General features: G+C 46.9%; 22 protein-coding genes. 4 read left to right on the forward strand and 18 right to left on the reverse strand.

The genetic code is table 11. The features are described 5' to 3' along the window. Position 1: 1 nt before the first annotated feature. The 9 genes from CWE07_RS13725 to CWE07_RS13770 form a co-directional block, all read right to left on the reverse strand. Positions 2–1,306 carry a glycosyltransferase gene (locus CWE07_RS13725; protein ID WP_111570507.1) on the reverse strand — a complete coding sequence of 435 codons (1,305 nt, stop codon included), beginning with the start codon at positions 1,304–1,306 and terminating at the stop codon, positions 2–4. Between the two features lie 175 nt (positions 1,307–1,481). Beyond that, positions 1,482–1,781 carry a type II toxin-antitoxin system RelE/ParE family toxin gene (locus CWE07_RS13730; RefSeq protein ID WP_111570508.1) on the reverse strand — a complete coding sequence of 100 codons (300 nt, stop codon included), beginning with the start codon at positions 1,779–1,781 and terminating at the stop codon, positions 1,482–1,484. Beyond that, positions 1,778–2,017: an addiction module protein gene (locus tag CWE07_RS13735; protein WP_111570509.1), complete on the reverse strand. Its 240-nt coding sequence runs from the start codon at positions 2,015–2,017 to the stop codon at positions 1,778–1,780. Before CWE07_RS13735 ends, CWE07_RS13730 begins: the two co-directional genes overlap by 4 nt. Positions 2,018–2,223: 206 nt before the next feature. Further along, positions 2,224–3,314 (reverse strand): IS3 family transposase gene (locus tag CWE07_RS13740; RefSeq protein WP_198679930.1). Its coding sequence is split into 2 segments (ribosomal slippage): positions 2,224–3,065 and positions 3,065–3,314, totalling 1,092 coding nucleotides; the frame shifts between segments, so codons are not numbered across the junction. 83 nt (positions 3,315–3,397) lie between these two features. Beyond that, positions 3,398–4,567: a serine hydrolase domain-containing protein gene (locus CWE07_RS13745; protein ID WP_126819023.1), complete on the reverse strand. Its 1,170-nt coding sequence runs from the start codon at positions 4,565–4,567 to the stop codon at positions 3,398–3,400. 175 nt (positions 4,568–4,742) lie between these two features. Further along, positions 4,743–4,961: a DUF6500 family protein gene (locus tag CWE07_RS13750; protein ID WP_111570511.1), complete on the reverse strand. Its 219-nt coding sequence runs from the start codon at positions 4,959–4,961 to the stop codon at positions 4,743–4,745. 156 nt (positions 4,962–5,117) lie between these two features. Beyond that, positions 5,118–5,963: a hypothetical protein gene (locus CWE07_RS13760; RefSeq protein ID WP_111570512.1), complete on the reverse strand. Its 846-nt coding sequence runs from the start codon at positions 5,961–5,963 to the stop codon at positions 5,118–5,120. 27 nt (positions 5,964–5,990) lie between these two features. Continuing rightward, positions 5,991–6,332: an addiction module antidote protein gene (locus CWE07_RS13765; RefSeq protein ID WP_111570513.1), complete on the reverse strand. Its 342-nt coding sequence runs from the start codon at positions 6,330–6,332 to the stop codon at positions 5,991–5,993. A 3-nt stretch (positions 6,333–6,335) separates the two neighbouring features. Continuing rightward, positions 6,336–6,632, reverse strand: coding sequence for a type II toxin-antitoxin system RelE/ParE family toxin (locus CWE07_RS13770; RefSeq protein WP_111570514.1), 297 nt, complete (start codon positions 6,630–6,632; stop codon positions 6,336–6,338). Between the two features lie 200 nt (positions 6,633–6,832). Between CWE07_RS13770 and CWE07_RS13775 the strand changes: the two genes are divergently transcribed. The 4 genes from CWE07_RS13775 (at position 6,833) to vapC (ending at position 8,082) form a co-directional block, all read left to right on the forward strand. Then, positions 6,833–7,054, forward strand: coding sequence for a TA system antitoxin ParD family protein (locus tag CWE07_RS13775; protein ID WP_062373131.1), 222 nt, complete (start codon positions 6,833–6,835; stop codon positions 7,052–7,054). Then, entirely contained in the window at positions 7,047–7,337 is a 291-nt protein-coding gene (locus CWE07_RS13780; RefSeq protein ID WP_111570515.1) for a type II toxin-antitoxin system RelE/ParE family toxin, read from the forward strand. The genes CWE07_RS13775 and CWE07_RS13780 overlap by 8 nt, the downstream gene beginning before the upstream one ends. Positions 7,338–7,489: 152 nt before the next feature. Continuing rightward, the gene (locus tag CWE07_RS13785; RefSeq protein WP_093479021.1) at positions 7,490–7,684 is read left to right on the forward strand and encodes a type II toxin-antitoxin system VapB family antitoxin; all 195 of its coding nucleotides are present in this window, start codon (positions 7,490–7,492) and stop codon (positions 7,682–7,684) included. Further along, the gene (vapC, locus tag CWE07_RS13790; protein WP_111570516.1) at positions 7,681–8,082 is read left to right on the forward strand and encodes a type II toxin-antitoxin system VapC family toxin; all 402 of its coding nucleotides are present in this window, start codon (positions 7,681–7,683) and stop codon (positions 8,080–8,082) included. The genes CWE07_RS13785 and vapC overlap by 4 nt, the downstream gene beginning before the upstream one ends. Positions 8,083–8,188: 106 nt before the next feature. On the opposite strand, the gene CWE07_RS13795 is transcribed toward vapC, so the two are convergent. The 9 genes from CWE07_RS13795 to CWE07_RS14440 form a co-directional block, all read right to left on the reverse strand. Further along, the gene (locus CWE07_RS13795) at positions 8,189–8,386 is read right to left on the reverse strand and encodes a hypothetical protein (RefSeq protein ID WP_111570517.1); all 198 of its coding nucleotides are present in this window, start codon (positions 8,384–8,386) and stop codon (positions 8,189–8,191) included. Positions 8,387–8,413: 27 nt separating this feature from the next. Continuing rightward, positions 8,414–8,683 (reverse strand): type II toxin-antitoxin system BrnA family antitoxin, encoded by a 270-nt coding sequence (brnA, locus tag CWE07_RS13800; RefSeq protein WP_111570518.1) that lies wholly within the window; start codon positions 8,681–8,683, stop codon positions 8,414–8,416. After that, positions 8,673–8,936 (reverse strand): BrnT family toxin, encoded by a 264-nt coding sequence (locus CWE07_RS13805; RefSeq protein ID WP_111570519.1) that lies wholly within the window; start codon positions 8,934–8,936, stop codon positions 8,673–8,675. Before CWE07_RS13805 ends, brnA begins: the two co-directional genes overlap by 11 nt. Positions 8,937–9,074: 138 nt before the next feature. Continuing rightward, complete coding sequence (locus CWE07_RS13810) at positions 9,075–9,971, reverse strand: hypothetical protein (protein WP_111570520.1); 897 nt, start codon at positions 9,969–9,971, stop codon at positions 9,075–9,077. 77 nt (positions 9,972–10,048) lie between these two features. Next, the gene (locus CWE07_RS13815) at positions 10,049–10,348 is read right to left on the reverse strand and encodes a helix-turn-helix domain-containing protein (RefSeq protein WP_111570521.1); all 300 of its coding nucleotides are present in this window, start codon (positions 10,346–10,348) and stop codon (positions 10,049–10,051) included. Continuing rightward, positions 10,341–10,655, reverse strand: coding sequence for a transcriptional regulator (locus CWE07_RS13820; protein WP_111570522.1), 315 nt, complete (start codon positions 10,653–10,655; stop codon positions 10,341–10,343). Before CWE07_RS13820 ends, CWE07_RS13815 begins: the two co-directional genes overlap by 8 nt. A 131-nt stretch (positions 10,656–10,786) precedes the next feature. Next, the gene (locus CWE07_RS13825) at positions 10,787–12,145 is read right to left on the reverse strand and encodes an alpha/beta hydrolase (protein WP_198679931.1); all 1,359 of its coding nucleotides are present in this window, start codon (positions 12,143–12,145) and stop codon (positions 10,787–10,789) included. A gap of 129 nt (positions 12,146–12,274) precedes the next feature. Next, on the reverse strand, positions 12,275–13,228 hold the full coding sequence (locus CWE07_RS13830) for a hypothetical protein (protein ID WP_111570524.1): 954 nt from the start codon (positions 13,226–13,228) through the stop codon (positions 12,275–12,277). Between the two features lie 16 nt (positions 13,229–13,244). Next, on the reverse strand, positions 13,245–13,482 hold a 238-nt coding region (locus tag CWE07_RS14440), incomplete at its 5' end, for a hypothetical protein (protein ID WP_206750624.1).

The following is a 13,482-nucleotide window of genomic DNA, read 5'->3' on the forward strand; positions in this document are numbered from 1 at the left end:
CTCAACGGCTTGCCCGCTGCGATGCTTGGTTATGCTTGTCTGCAAGTTTTTCAATCACTGCAACAGCATTCTCTACGCCACGCTCTTCGCGAAGTTTCGCTCCGATCGCTGCAGCATGGTCGATTATCTTTTGATTTGTGGTTATCTCTTTAATGCCTGCCGCAAGTCTTTCCACCGTCAGCTTTTTCAATGGGATAGGTGCGGCACCGGCCTTCAACGTATGTACGCGATGCCCCCAAAAGGGCTGGTCACCAAAGAACGGAATAACAACCGACGCTTTACCGGCCTGTAAGGCAGCAGCCGTAGTCCCCGCGCCTCCGTGGTGCACCACCCCACTCACACGAGAAAACAGCCACGAATGAGGCACTTGGTCAACAGCAATAATATTCTTAGGCAACGCCTTAACTTTCAAACCGCCCCAGCCCGTTGCGAGAATACCCCGCACACCGGCTCGTTGAAGTGCTTCAATGACGATATCAGCTAGGCGTTCAGGGTCACGACCTGTCATTGAGCCGAAACCAACATACACTGGCGGTGGACCGGCGTTCAGGAAAGCTGAAAGCTCTGGTGAGGGTTGATAGTGGCCGTCATCTTCAGTATGCCAGTAACCACAGATACTAGCAGTTTGAGGCCAATCATCAGGTCTTGGTACGACCAAACTACTGAAGCCATGAATAACAGGAATGGGTGCGCCATCGGCGGTATGTAATAGGCTAAAGCGCTTGGCTTTCGGTAGATGATGAGCCTTGCGCCAAGCTCGGACGTGCTTAGCCACTGACAACCCAATCAATCGATTCACAACGCTGTAGGAAAGTTTGTTATACCATCCACCCAACCTCAGGCGCGGCAACATCATATTCGGATATTCAGCAGTAGGTACTAACCCTGGCACGACAAGCGCCAGCACAACTGGAACACCGAGTTTTTCAGAAATATCGGGGGCAGTAAAGGCCTTGGGGTGAAACACAATTATATCTGGCTTGGACTGCAGTGCTGCTTCCCAACTCTCATCAACGAGGGCGCGCTGTATTGGGCCTATTTTCTTGAGTAAACCAAGGGTGCGCTTCACTACTTGGAATAGGTTGTTTGTGTCTTCCAATACGCCTTGGTTTCCAGGGGCATCCAATAAAGCCAGCATGCCGTCGTTCATAAAAGCATAATGCAACCCAGCTTGCTCGATAACCTCTTTAAATCGTGAGCTAGTCGCTAACGTAATACAGTGACCAGCCCGCTTTAAGCCTTGCCCCAATGCGATATATGGCTGCACATCACCGCGCGTTCCGTAGGTTAGTATCAGGATGTTCATGTTGAAGCTTAAAGCCTGCAGAATGGGCGCGACGTCAGTCGCGTCCCTTGCCTAAACTTGTTAGCGGCTTAACCATTGCAACAAGACCTAAGTCCTCTCTTGTTACAGAAAACCCTAACGATTCATAAAGACCCAATGCCGCTCTATTTGACTCCAGCAGCGCAGGTCCGTGTTGTTATGTGCGTGGCAGGTTCAACCATCGCTCCGGCGCTTGTTTAGGATGAAACACTGCAAGTATGAGGACGAATCTCTCTTCATTTCGATAGAGCACTCCATGAGGAAATGTTTCTAGAGGCCAGCGTCGTATTTCATTTTCAAGAATTTGCATCGCAAATGGTTGCATAGAGACCGCGTTAACGGCGATTTCTAAAGCATTCTGAAACTGTATCGCTAAATCAGGATTGATTTTCCGGTAATAGCTTTTTTCCCGCCGAATATCCTCACGGGCAGACCCAAGAAAACGTACCGGTTTCAACGATCATCAGCCCGTAGGTCAGAAAATACGTCTTCAGAAGAGACTGTTTGTTCGCCACCATCAAGATACAGCTGATACCTGCGATTTGCTTCGTTTAGCCAAGCTTGCTGCACCCGCAGGGGATCTGGGCTAGGGCGCTCGTCGATACTCTCTAGAAGGTGCACGATCAACCGAGTTCTATCTTCTTTTGGAAGAGCAAGCGCCTCGGATTCGAGGGCTTCTGCTGATAAGGTCATAAACCACCTCGTTCAATATTTAACCACCAACACTTTACTACACGACATTGCTGAAATGAAGCTGTATGCATGCATTAAGCACTTAACGCCCGAAATACCGGTGTACGCTGGCATTCCCCCAAGAATAGAACCATAAAACCGTCATGAAAAGAGGAGACCTGACAGGCCCCCATTATTAGAACCACTCGCGGAATGAATTGAGCTGTTCAATTTTTAATGGATGCCACAAACTGCAAGGGTGGCAGGTTATTTAAAGCCCGATGAGGTCGACTCTTGTTATAGTCATCTCGCCACGCTTCAATTTTCAATCTAGCATCGGCTAGCGATTCGAACCAGTGACAGTTAAGGCATTCATCACGAAAACTTCCATTTAATGATTCTATATAGGCGTTATCGGTCGGTTTCCCAGGCCTCGAAAACGCCAATGTTACCTGATTGGTGTACGCCCAAAGATCGGTTATTTGCCCCGAAAATTCACTGCCGTTATCGCAATGAATACGCTTTGGCGACCCTCTTTCTCGACACAGCCGAGTAAGCGTTGCCACCACATTTTCTGAGCGTAAACGGACTCCAATATCAGCAGCCAAGCATTCTCGTGTAAATGTATCGACGATGGTTAAAATACGAAACTTACTGCCCGTAGCCAGTTGATCGGCAACAAAATCCATCGCCCATGCCTCATTTCGCCTTGTGCTTGGGATATAATCACGTTTTCGATGCGCACCACTGACGTTGCGACGTGGTCGCTTAGGGCGCAATTGCAGCCCCTCCAAGCAGTACAAGCGATGTACGCGTTTCTTATTAACGTGAATACCCTCTCGCTGTAACATCACATGAATACGTTTATAGCCATAGCGGATTCGGGTGCGAGCAATTTCCACGATGCGCTGGCGTAATGCCTCCTGAGGCTCTGAGCGAGGTTTGTATCGACAAGCGGTGCGACTCAACCTTGTGAGTGAACAAGCGCGCCGCTCACTGACTCGATACAGACTCATCAAATGGCGTACCGCCTTACGGCGCTGCGGTACGCTTACCACTTTCGTGTGTTCAAATCCTGAAGCATCACTTTGTCGAGTGTTAAGTCTGCAACAATCCGTTTAAGTTTCTCATTCTCTTCACGTAGCTGCTTGAGCTCGCGCACCTGATCAGATTCTAGACCGGAGTACTTCTTCTTCCACGCATAAAAGGTACCTTCCGCAATACCCATTTTGCGGGACACTTCCGCGATTGAAAGTCCGGCTTCGTGCTGTTTAATGGCAGAGACAATCTGCTCGACTGAAAAACGTTTTGATTTCATGGCATGGTCCTCGTACGGTCTTCATCATGCCCAAATTCATCGTCCTTGTGGATCTTTTTATTGGGGGACCGTCAGACCGATGATCAGATATCGGGGTTTTCGATTAAAAAAGCGGTCATATGCCTGACGATATTCCAAGCACTTTTTCTGGCGGGCCTTAAATCACCATCATTGGTTGTGACGGCTATAGAGATTTGCAACTCTGGAATAATCACTAACAGCGCAAACCAAAAGCCGTTAGAGCCGTTGTGATATAACACTTGGTGCTCATTCGCCCATGAATTATTCAACGCCAAAATCCAACCATAGGTATAGTCTTCCATACCGGGCTCGTGAAGTCGTTCAAAGGTTTGGGCACTCAAAAGCTCGCTTTCACCCTGACTGCCCAAAAGATGTTCATTCGCATAGGCAGATAAGTCTTCGAGCGACATGTGAATCATGCCAGCGGGCCCCATGATAGGAGAGTTATCCGTGTCGGTGGTTACCGCTCTCGGGCCCCTAAACCAAGTGGTTTTGTGACCTCGTGGTTGCTCCATCGTTTCGTTTTCATCGACAGGTGGACCTAAGCCACCGCTCGACAACCTCAGCGGCTGAAACACCTCTTCACGCATGAGATCTTCCCAGCTTTTCCCAGTTTGGGTGGTGGCCAATACAGCAGCAATTGTATAACCAACATTGGAATACTCGAAATCAGTGCCCGGCTGATAACTGGGGCTTTTCTCTAGTATTTTCAGGACTTCTTCTTTGCGTAGCGCATCGCGCTCTGCCCCTTCTTCTGGGTGCAGCGACTGAATCCGCCAGGGAAAATCAGTTTTAGCGCCACCAATGTGATTGAGCAGCTGCGACAAAGTGGCGTCCCGCCATTCAGGTCGTACCCTGCTGTCAGTGAGGATATCACCAACTGTGGTATCCCATTGCAACACGCCTCTTTCCACCAGGCGGGCTATCATGGTGGCGGTCATTGATTTAGTGACGGAGCCAATATGCCATTTGTCATCGACTGAGACAGGTACACCGCTTCCGGTTTCTCTTTCACCAGATACCGCCGTCGCCAGATGCACACGATTTTGGGAAATTGCCGCCCCCAGAGAGACTAAGCCGCTGTCTGCATGTTCTTCCGACACGATAGCCTGCAGTTCTTCAGCTATTCTATTATCTGTTGTCTGTGCGAATGTGACTGAAAAAGTCATACTCAATGTCATGACAACCATTAGCGTCATTTGACGCTGGAACCCTACGCGATATTTTTTCAAAACTCTCACTTAGTTGCTGTAAATTAAAAACCAATTAATTCAAGGGCTGATGAATAGCCAGCAGTTGGCGGGTAATAAGCTTATCTATTTGAGCTTTGGTGCGTGGCCGCTACGCCGCCACCACAGCCCCTTAAGGGGCGACAACAGCTGGTTGCTATGTGATTTGCAGGTCCGATTAAACACCAGATACTACCATACCCCTGATTTTTAATGCTTTTTCGAAGTGATCTAGTCTGTGGGTTTCAATCCACCATCGAGCCGCCTCCATAAGAACTTCTGGCTGGTCATTTTTATTTTTGAAGAACGCATAAAAGGAGAGTCCGACTCCCTCACCTTTCTGACCTATTTTGTGGTCGCATGCTTCAACAATTTTCTCTCTAAGTTCCTTCCGCAAAGTAGTACTCCTTTACTGTATTGATCAGATAACGCCCTGTTAAGGTGTGAGCAACGCAATACCAAAGCCGCCGCAAACCACCTTAAACACTAAACGCAACGCATAGTAAAAATGCCACGCGTTGCGAATCACTCTTAAACAGCTTGTTATGTAACATTACCAGCTTTTTTTCATTGTCTTGAACGAGCCACAATTTGGATCTGCTTTTTCTATGTCTTCTGTCATCTTTTTCCGCTGAACATCCGAGATTTCATCATTACTATCAACGAAAGCTTTATAGAAGTGGTTAACAAGAGCACCAACGTAGTCAGGTACCGATTCAATATCATTCAATACAATTTTGTCTACATTCTCTAGCTGAGTTCCAACCCAAGGGTCATCCGTATTAGGTACAATCTCAAAAACAATGATACTAAAAGGTATTTGGATATATAATACAAATCGCTCCCAGTTATCCCAAACTCTAGGTTCTGCGGTAACAGATCTCTCATACATATGCCATGGCACTTTAGGCAGATTTAGTGTTGTTAATACTTCTTTAGTGCATGGTATCGCATGCGTCCGAAAATTAGTGAAACCACCTGTTTCGATAGCGTTTTTAATTTCGTCCAACAATACAGGAAATCTCGATATCTCCACGTCTGTATATTCATTTTCTTTTGGAAAATATAGAGCATAAGCCAACGCTCTCCATGCCATGATATAAATGCATTTTATCGTATCAACGGATATATCCAATACATCCGGACATGACTTTCGATAATTGGCTACCTTTGAAAAATACTCCTTTTTAAATACGTCTTCCAATTTTGAAAAAATCCGCTCGCAATCTAAGCACAATAAAGCCGACTTTAAACCATCTTGCTTTCTAATATTTGGTTCATCAGTTGTCCTCATATAGCCTGTTGGTGATGTTACTTTAATCCACTCATAGACAAACGAAGGTATTATGTGTGAGTTTTTTATTGCTTCTTTTTCTTTACAATACTTACAAAGTTCCATAATTCATCCTGTTACATAACGCCCAATTCATGCGCCGGTTATACCGGACGCATGCAATTGATTGTTAGAAGGTGAATTAGCAGGCGCCTGAATGGTTAACTGCAGACCAAGCGCTTTAGCAACTTTAGCTACAGTAGCAAAGGTAGGGTTACCTTCTGGTGATAATGCCTTATACAGCCCTTCCCGTGTCAGTCCTGCATCCCTCGCAAGCTGACTCATATTTTGCGCGCGAGCGACAACACTTAAAGCATGAACAATAAATGCCGGGTCGTCTCCGGCCTCTTCAATGCATGCCTCAAGATAAAGCTGGACATCTTCTTGGGTTTTAAGATGTTCTGCTGAGTCCCAACGTTTAGTTTTAACGTTCATAGCCTATACCTCTAATTGCTTCGCAATTTCTTTGGCTTTAGCGATATCTGCTTGTTGAGAGCTTTTATCACCACCTGAAAGTAAAATCACAACAACAGGCCCCTTCTGAACAAAGTAGACCCGGTATCCTGGCCCGTAGAAGATACGAAGCTCGCTTATACTATCACCTACTGGTGCTACGTCCCCAAAATGCCCCATCTCAACGCGATCGATACGCGCCTGAATCCTCGCTTTCGCTCTGCGATCCTTGAGAGACTTAAACCATCTCGAGAACGCTGTTGTTGTTCGGATTTCAATCATGTGTGAACTATAGTTAACGAACATTACCCTGTCAACTGTGGTTAACAGGCGAATAGTGCATAACTGAACCTTCTAACGCCGTGCTTTGCGGCTGCTTTGTAGCGTCAGCGGAAAAGCAGTCCGACAACAGCGCCTTGTTACAACTTGCTTCAATTGTGGCACATTGCTACAATTTAGAAAACTCAACTTAGGAGGTTCAAATGGCTACGAACAGCATTCGCTTAGATCAAAAACTTATTGAGAAGGCTACTATTATAGCCAAAGCGCTTAATCGAACTCCGCCCAAACAAATAGAGCATTGGGCAAAAATCGGCGAGATGATGGAAGACAACCCAGACTTACCCTACGAGTTTGTAAGGCAAGCCATCATCGCGCAGGCCGAGCGAGACGCCGGAAAGCTGGAGGCCTACGACTTTGGTTAAGGCTAGCAGTGTATTACAAACCCCTACATTCAAGAAAGCGGTGAAGAAGCTCAAGTCCAACCAGAAAAAAGACCTTGATTTGGCCGTTAAGGACTTAATGGCCAATCCCAACATTGGTGAGCAGAAGAAGGGGGATTTGGCCTTTCTGCGAGTCCATAAGTTCAAAATGAATAAGCAGTTGACGCTGCTGGGTTACAGTTTTGATGATGGTGCTCTTGTCCTTGAACTGATTGCCCTGGGGTCACACGAAAACTTCTACCGCGACCTAAAGCGGAAGAAATGATGTTGTAACGCAAAGCACACGTGCCGCCAAATAAGCGCAGCGTTTTGGCTGTCCCAGCGACCAAAGGGAGCGATTGCTGCGGATTGTTATGTTTTTTAACCCATGCTAGAGTGTGTACATATACTCCATTCATACACACAGCTAGGTGATTTATGAGAACCAACATAGTAATAGACGACAACCTGATGGAGGCGGCCCTCAAAGCATCTGGGTACAGCACTAAAAAAGAAGCTGTAGAACAAGGACTTAAACTGCTTGTCTTACGAAGCCAGCAACAGGAAATTCGCAAACTGCGCGGCCGAGTGAAATGGGAAGGTGACCTGGAAGAGATGCGAGGCGGTAAGTGATTCTGGTCGATACCAGTGTCTGGATCGACTACCTTAACGGCGTCCAGAGCCCGCATACGGATGCCCTGGATGCGGGAATTGTCGCGGGTACCGTCGCCATGGGTGATTTGATTTTCCTGGAAATTCTTCAAGGCATCCGGAATGACAGCGAATATCGCCTGACCAAGCAGACACTGATGACCTTGGGCAGGCTTGAATTGTTTGGCGAAGGTATGCCTGAAAAATGTGCTGAAAATTATCGTGCGCTCCGTAAAAAAGGAATCACCATCCGCAAAACCACTGACGTCATTATTGCGACTTTCTGCATCGAACGACGAATGCCACTGCTATTTATTGATCGAGACTTCATTCCGTTCGTTGATCACCTAGGTTTGATCTCGGCGCTGCCGGAAACATAACGCAAAGCACAGGGGCGGAAAAACGCGTCAGCGGTTTTGCGTCCCAGCGGCCGCAGGCCGCGACTGATGCGCCTTGTTATGAGTTTTTGTTGCCAATCTAAAATCATTATTTTTCCTTGCACTGATAATTCTTGAGCAAAATATAACCGACAAACAACACTGTAAGTAGAACAAAGCTTGAGATCATTAAGGCAAAATCACGTTTTTCTACGTTTATAAATGTAAGGGCAACTAATGGAAGGCAGTAAATCAAGATTTCGGTGATTGCCACTCTAAACCAAGATTTTTGCTTTGAGTTACTCATGAACACTCCTCTATTCATAACGCCGCGCTAACGTGCGCCGCTCGCGGTGTCACTTTTGAGCGGCTTGTTAGCAGCTTCAGCTCGCAAACGCTCCACCAGCCAAACTTTAATAATTGATTGTCGAGTAACTCCAACTCGAGCAGCTTCGCGGTCAAGCGACTCAACTACCCAAGCGGGAAAATCTACGTTAATGCGCTTCGCTTCCTGGTTTACTCGCCGTGCGCTCGTGACGTCCAGATCATCAATAATGTCATCTACACCTTCATCAAACTTGGCGTCAAAATCTTTAGCTTTCATACAACTCTACCTCTCTCTTTCGCGAGCGTCGTACCGAAATAAGACGAATCTTCTCACCTCGATAAGTGATAACAGCAGACCAATGCTTCATTCCTATAAGACCAATAACCAGATAACGAGGTTCATCAGATGATTTTGCCCGAACTTCAAGTAAGTCTTGGTCTTCCCATAGCGCTTGAGCGTCATGGAAGTCAATGCCGTGCTTATGGCGATTCGCCTGGCTTTTTTCGTCATCAAACTCGAAAATGTTCATGAGTATAAATTATTCCTTTTTTACTCATTTGGCAAGATAGCTAGAAAGGAGTGGCTGCTAACGCCCCCAAGCAGGGGCATGTTTTGCGTTTTGAGCGCAGCGAAGCAAAATATGTCCCACTGCCTTGGTTTGTTACGTTTACCGTCGCTTCCTCTCGCTACGTCGAGCGATAGTTGGTACGGAATCTGCCGGAGACACAACCGTATTTATAGATTCCGCGTCTGGCAGGTACTTTCTAGCCAAGCTTGCAAGCGTTGCTCCGGTGCGCTTGCTCTCTTCAAACATAGCCTGAAGTTGTTCGCCGGAAAAAGGAGTTTCACCCGCCATAATCATGGTTTGTAGTCTATAAGTTGCCTCGTCATGATTGTCAGTGTGCTCGGTGTACTCGATTATATCCTCCGGCGACACTTCCGCTGCATCCTGCATTCCTACGCCCCCTTTTCCAAACCAATGGTGGAAACTATCAGGTAGCGCTTGAGCAAGGTCAAGATGAAAAAGATCTTCTTCTGAGAAGGGAATATGAAAGTCTCCGAAGTTAATGAAGGGCTTGGAATCAATTCTCATTTGAAAATGAAAATGTGGAAAATTCGAATGCGTTCCTCCATGACCTTCATAATCATTTTTTGAGCAGTCAAAGGTCCACTCGATATTTTTCCACTTGACTGTGTACTCCAGTATCTTTCTATCGCCTTTCTCGTCAGCCAAGTCATTAATGGAGCTTAAGAAACGTTCTTGATTTGCAACCCACCTTACAAAAGCTGCAATTTGAACGTAGCCAAATTTCTCGTATACAAGGGGAAAATCTTTTTTCTTGAACTTACATTGACGAAGTAGCCAGTGCACACAAGGAGATGACTTACTTATCGTCTTAAAGGACTTTCCGCATAAATAACACTCGCCTATCTGGTAGGCAGCAACGAATTCTTCGTATTCTGCATCAGCGCGGGAAATATCAGCTTCATTTTGGGCGCGCAACTGCTCATCTGATAAGTTTTCAAAATGCTCCCTGACAGCTTCTGGGTCTATTCGCCGCACCTTAACTCCTTATCAAACGTAACGCCCAACTCAGCGGGCGTTTCTGCGCAGCAAAACAGATCCGCTGCAGTTGTTTGTTAACCCCTCAGCGCTAAATCTTCCCGAATTACCTCGGGGTGACGGAAAGCAATCTCGATAAGTGCTTTTGCAGGGCCCGAAGGTTTGCGTCGACCTTGCTCCCATTCCTGCAAAGTGCGAGGCGAAATATGCAAAACCTCAGCAAACTCAACCTGCGTCAGGCCAGTTTTGCTCCGCGCTTCAGCAACCTCATTAGGCTCCACGTGACTCACTCGGGCCACTTTGCCCGCTTTCATTTCTTTGACTGACTGAAGCAACTTGTTACCAAGCTCCTCTGCTCTCAAAGTTTCGTTACTCATTTTCCAGTACCTCACGAATCGACTTCAAAATATGCGCGGGTATGTTTTCCCTAACAGCTTTTTTGTAGATCACCAACAACCAGATCTCACCATTTGCTAACTTGGTGAAGTAGATAACTCGCACCCCACCACGCTTACCTGAACCCGCTATCGACCAACGAACCTTTCTACATCCTCCACTGCCAGGTATAAGATCACCAATCTCCGGATTAGCGGCCAACCACCCGAAGAACGCATTGCGCTCCTCCTCGGTCCAAATATTTCTGGCATCCGCTTCGAATGTAGGGGTTTCGATGATTGTATACATGGCGACAATTATACGTCATTGACGGAGTTATGCAAGGCAGTGAGAAGAAGGGTTAACGCTTTACTCACCGGAAAATTGGGAGCGCCAGCGAGTAATTTTTCCGGTGCAGTAACTTGTTAGCAATCAAGTGTTCATAACGAATCGCAGTGCTCCGGCACCTCATCAGTGCTAACAAATGCTGAAGCTGCCTTAATGAAACACTCAGGTGCGACCACAGGCAAAAAATGTGCACCACCAATCACGGTTGAAAACCGCACATCCCCTGCCTTATCCAATAGCTCAGCATGTAATTTGGCACCTTTATAAGGTGTGCTCGGATCTAAGGTTCCATGAATAATCAAAGTCCGCGGTAGACGTTCTGGTACCTGCCCAAAATAGTTGTCTCTGTCGTAAAACGGCGCTGAAGCACTCGCCAACAAACCAGGTAACGGATGGATAAACAAAGCATCTTTGGCCTCGGCAGCTACGGTTTCAGCACTCAGGTTTCGCCGACTATTATTCTCCGAGCCGCTGATGAGCATCACCAAGGGTATCGATGGTTCGGACTGTGGGTATGGCGCTAAACGGTGATGAGCTTCACGAAGCTCTATCATGGTATCGGTCAGTAAATCCGTGTGCCCTGCTACCAGTTCGTCGATAAGATCAGGAATGCGTTCACGTAACTCAGGAAAACTTAATAACGTTCCCATAAACTGCCGTATATCACCCGAACCAATCACATCATGCCAAACATTGGTCTCAGAAGCTAAAAGCTGTTGATACTGCCCGATACTTTTTTCACTTAATAGCGATCGGCCAACATCATCAACAAGCGCGGTTCGGTAACTTAGATCCCATTCCGGCATCGACTCTGGCGGAATAAGCCCATCAAGAATAATACCATCTAACTTTGATTCCGAAACTTGCATCATTCGCAAGGTCAATTGAGTACCATAAGATACCGCGTATACATAAACCTCGCCTGGCTCACGATATTGTTCGATAAGCGCCGCTAAATCGTTAGCAGCATTAGTGATGGAAAATGCCTTTGTTCGTTCTGGATTTGCAAACATGGAGCCGATGCAAGCCCCCCACTCTGAGTTTGCCATAGCATAGCCGGCCTCACTCTCTAAAGATTCTTCAGCCGGACAAAGTCGAGTCGACTCACCCGTTCCACGATGGTCTGGCACAATAAGATCGAAACCTTCAAAAGCCGCACGAAACACTTCGATAAAAGGATAAAATCCCGCTCCAGGTTCGCCAGGCCCACCATGTATCAGCCATATCTGACCACGCCGCTGAACCGACTCTTCAACAGTAAACTTTCGGATTGCCAGCTCGACACTACCTTCAACATTACCCGCGTAGTCAAGTGGAAGCTTGCTTTTTGCACAGGTTGATGAGGAAAACCCTGCAACATTGAGTTCGAGATCACACGGACCAAATGAGCCTGCTTGTAGCGGATTAGCAAATAAAGCCACCAAGGTAAGTAAGAGGTATTTAATTTTCAAGATGAGAATCCTTAGTTTTTTGAGCTAACGCCCATGTTCTGGCGCGAAAATATGTTGGCGTGGCTTTTGCGTCTTCTGCAAAAGGCATGCGACATATTTTTGTCGCTCAGGAACTGTTTGTTATGTGCGTTACTCAATTTCACGTTCCGAAATCTCGACGTATATAGTTGAAACGCCCCCACCATCATCGCTTGAATAGTCATTACCGTCGTTAGAGCGCCCTCCCTGCAGACTACCAAAATAACCATTCCCACTTTCTCCTTCGAAGCGATAGAACCCATCCGTAGCCGCAGCCGTCTGCCGATCAAATCCTTTCGCTAGGCCCGATCGACTCCGCTTTGCAACCTTGCCTTTTGTAATGTCTAGCAAATCCCAAATCATCCTGGACCAGTCTTCCGTAATTGAATTCCTGTCGCTTATGGCCTTACCTGAATTGAACGTCAAGAACTGGATCAACTCGTCAGCAAACTCTCTACTAAGAACAATGGATCTATTAGGAACGGCACAGCCATATGGAAAGTGCCCTGGCAGGTCAGCCCAGTGAATATAGCTTGGATCTACCAATAGAAATTTCCCGCCGGAGTTTGGACATTTTGGGTGAATGTCTCTCGTTTGTCCGTTCATCATCGCAGCTCGTTTGTATCTGAATTTCGGCCATTCCTCGTACAGCTTAAGTTGATGTAAATCACCAGAGCCAATCGTAAAACTAGAGCTTGTAGAAGACTTTGCCTGCAGCAAGAGCGAATTGAAAAGCGGCTTCAGTCCTTGCTCCCGGTACTCCAAGACAATTAGCAAATCACCAATCTCTGGGCTTGGCGAGCTGCCATAATCTGCTAGCGGCTTCTGATGGCAAAAGACCCCGGTGATTCCGATCGAAAATTTCGTATGCAGAATAATCTGTAGTAATTTGGCGAAATCCGACACCCAATCTAGCGATAGATCAGCAACATAGTCTGGTTCTTGTGGAGGGCCTCCGTTCCGCAGACAGCGGTTCCAAGTTCGCTTGTAGCTCGAGGAGAGTGAATCACTAACAGCACTCTTGAAAATGGCAATATGGCTGGCTATTTGTTCCGATATAAGCATCGTGGCTCTCCTTCCTCTAGAGTTCCCTACCTGGCAGAAGGCTCAGATAAGCACATAACGCCAAGCATACGGGCGACAAGCCGCGCGGCGGGTTGGCGTCCCAGCGGCCACAGGCCGCGAGTGCTGCGCTTTGATACTCATTGAGCCTTCTCCCCAGTCTAGCCAGCTTGGCTAAACTGGAAGGCGACCAAACCAAAAAGGAGAAGACCCAATGAATTTTTACAATAGCACCCATCAGCATTATTGTGGAATCG

It is taken from the genome of Aliidiomarina maris (assembly GCF_003987335.1).
Classification (GTDB): domain Bacteria; phylum Pseudomonadota; class Gammaproteobacteria; order Enterobacterales; family Alteromonadaceae; genus Aliidiomarina; species Aliidiomarina maris.